At 65.0% G+C, this 2,571-nt stretch carries 4 protein-coding genes; 1 reads left to right on the top strand and 3 read right to left on the bottom strand.

The window, feature by feature from the left end; translation table 11 throughout:
• Positions 1–537: 537 nt before the first annotated feature.
• The 3 genes from JWQ89_RS03545 to JWQ89_RS03535 all read right to left on the bottom strand — a co-directional run bounded on the left by JWQ89_RS03545 (position 538) and on the right by JWQ89_RS03535 (position 1,773).
• Positions 538–744 (bottom strand): cold-shock protein, encoded by a 207-nt coding sequence (locus JWQ89_RS03545; protein WP_299638460.1) that lies wholly within the window; start codon positions 742–744, stop codon positions 538–540.
• Between the two features lie 211 nt (positions 745–955).
• Positions 956–1,303, bottom strand: coding sequence for a hypothetical protein (locus tag JWQ89_RS03540; protein WP_299638458.1), 348 nt, complete (start codon positions 1,301–1,303; stop codon positions 956–958).
• Between the two features lie 185 nt (positions 1,304–1,488).
• Positions 1,489–1,773, bottom strand: coding sequence for a hypothetical protein (locus tag JWQ89_RS03535; protein WP_299638456.1), 285 nt, complete (start codon positions 1,771–1,773; stop codon positions 1,489–1,491).
• Between the two features lie 127 nt (positions 1,774–1,900).
• Here JWQ89_RS03535 and JWQ89_RS03530 point away from each other — a divergent pair.
• Positions 1,901–2,571 (top strand): MATE family efflux transporter (locus JWQ89_RS03530; RefSeq protein ID WP_299638454.1); only part of this gene is annotated, 671 nt, incomplete at its 3' end.

Raw genomic sequence — 2,571 nt, 5'->3', positions numbered from 1 at the left:
GAGGCGGGCGGGCCGGACCCCTTTGGGTCGCCGACGACCAAAGCCCTTCGCTCTCGCGATGCGGCCCGGGAGGCTCCCGAACCCTCCATGGCATAGGCCCAAAACCCCGGCCGGCCGGCGAGGCGTGAGCCTCATACAGTGCGGACGACCCGCGTCGAGGCCAACGCCTCGCCCGCCCCGCTTCATCTCCTCAGGAACACGAGGGGATGGGTCTTTGACAAACTCCGAAGCCGATAAGGCTGTTGGATGCATCGGCTCGTCCCGTTCACGGACCACCGACCCCACCCCAACACCGGTGTCATCCCCCAGCGAAGGCTGGGATCCATCTCACCGCCCGAGCCAGCCGAGAGTTGGATCCCTGCTTGCGCAGGGATGACATCTAGCAAGAGACGAACTCCTGGCTCGCACCAGCTGTCGCCGGCAAGCACCCTCCCCGCGTGCCCTCCCCCGAATCCCGCGCAACAAAAAAGGCCCCGCTAGGGGCCTCTTCCGTCATCGCGCCGCATGGATGTCTCCGGACGGCGCTATCGAGACGTCTTAGAGCGCCTTGAGGTTCGTCGCCGAGACCTTGCCGTCACGGCCCTTCTCAAGGTCGTAGCTCACCTTCTGGCCTTCGGCGAGGCCGGAAAGGCCCGAACGCTCGACGGCAGAGATGTGGACGAATGCGTCCTTCGAGCCATCGTCCGGCTGGATGAAGCCGAAGCCTTTGGTGGTGTTGAAGAACTTAACGGTGCCTTCGATCATGATGGCCTCTTTCAATTGTCGTGCGCAGGATCTTCCTGCCTTGCACGCGTTCCTCGTTCGGCGACATGCCGCCCGGGTCTAAACGTCCACAATATCAAGAGGTAGCCATTTGAACCGCGAGCGGTCCGATCTGGTAGCGCCGGATGTAAGCGAAACGTACCCGGGCTTATCTGCCATGATTGAGCCTTAATCAAGGCGCTTCACGCAAATCTCAGCGATAGGGCGCGAGGTCGGCCTCGTCCACGACGCGCTCGAAGCTTTCGAGTTCGCTGCGTACCCGATAGAGCAGCGGTCCGGTTTCGTGCGGCAGCAGCGCCACCACCTGGCAGAGCGCCGCAGGCCGGGCGATGTCGCGCGAACCGCGCGCCATGGTCAGCCGTTGGCCGATGCGAAAGCGATGCACCGGATGCAGCGCCGGCTGCTGCGGTTGCTGCCGGCGGAATTCCGCGATCGCGCTACCCGAGGCACTGTCGCCAAGAGGCGCCTCCGCAGCGCGCTTGGCCTTTCCGACAGCCTGCCGGCGCGTCACCGGCACGGCTATGCTCTTGAACGATTCCACGGCTATTTCCTGGGGTACGAGTTCGACGCCACGGAAGCGGCGCCGGTCATCCGGCCTAAGCCTCAATGGTATCGTAGCACATTCCCGCCCCGAGCGACAGGAGCTTGTCCCGCCGCCGGCCCGGTGGATAAACCAAATGGCCCGGCGGTTTCCCGCCGGGCCATTGAATGTCAAGGCTACCAGACTCAGCCGTTCGGCGAGCAAGGCGCGAGATAACGGCGCCCGTTCCGGTCTTCCCACACGCACTGGGTCGGATCGTCCCTGTAGCGGCCGATCAGTGTACCGACCACCGCGCCGCCGATGCCGCCGACCGTTGCGCCGACCAGCGCACCGCCGACCGTGCCGGTGGTGGTGCCACCAACGACCGCGCCTGTGACGGCGCCAACGCTTGCGGCCTTCTCGGTTGTCGAACACGCCGACAGCGACAGTGCCGTGGTCAACACCGCGACCATGGATAGAACTTTACGCATGAATACCCTCCGGGAGATTGTTTACGCCGCGAGCCCTGATGCCAAATGCCCGCCGCACCCGTTTGGTTCCCCTCCTTGAGGCAACCGGCCGATTGGGGTAAGCCTCGCCCGCCATCGGGATTGCTACATGAACGAGCCTCTGACGGTGCCGGCGACCGGCACCGATGTTTCTGCATCATCAAGGCGCTGGATCACCGAACTGACGGCGAGCTTCGCGCTCGCCTGGCCGCTGATCATCGCTCAACTGGCGCAGAACCTGCTGTTCACCACCGACGTGGTGCTGATGGGCTGGCTCGGTCCGAAATATCTCGCGGCCGGCACGCTGGCCGGTGCCTTCCTGGTGCCGTTCCAGCTGACCGGCATCGGCATGGTCGGCGCGGTGGCGCCGCTCGTCGCACAGGCACGGGGCCGGCGCGACATGAGGGCGGTGCGCCGCATCGTCCGGCAGGGCTTCTGGGTAGCGATCCTCGTCGCCACCCTGCTGATCCCCATCGTCCTCAACATCCGCCCGATCTACCTGGCGCTGGGCCAGGATCCCGAAGTCACCGCGCTCGCCGAAAGCTACATGTTCGCCGGCTTCTGGATGCTCTATCCGGCGCTGGGCATCATGGTGGTCCGCTCCTTCCTCTCGGCCTTCGCCGCGACCCGCATCATCCTTCTCGTCACCGTGATCGGCGTGATCGTCAACGGTCTCGTCGCCTACACTCTGATCTTCGGCCATTTCGGCTTCCCCCGCCTCGAGTTGCGCGGCGCAGCGCTCGCCACAGGCTTCGTCAACCTCTTCATGTTCCTCGCGCT

Origin of the sequence: Devosia sp., assembly GCF_028290645.1 — a bacterium.
Lineage (GTDB): Bacteria > Pseudomonadota > Alphaproteobacteria > Rhizobiales > Devosiaceae > Devosia_A.
This window is presented reverse-complemented; position numbering and strand designations above follow the sequence as displayed.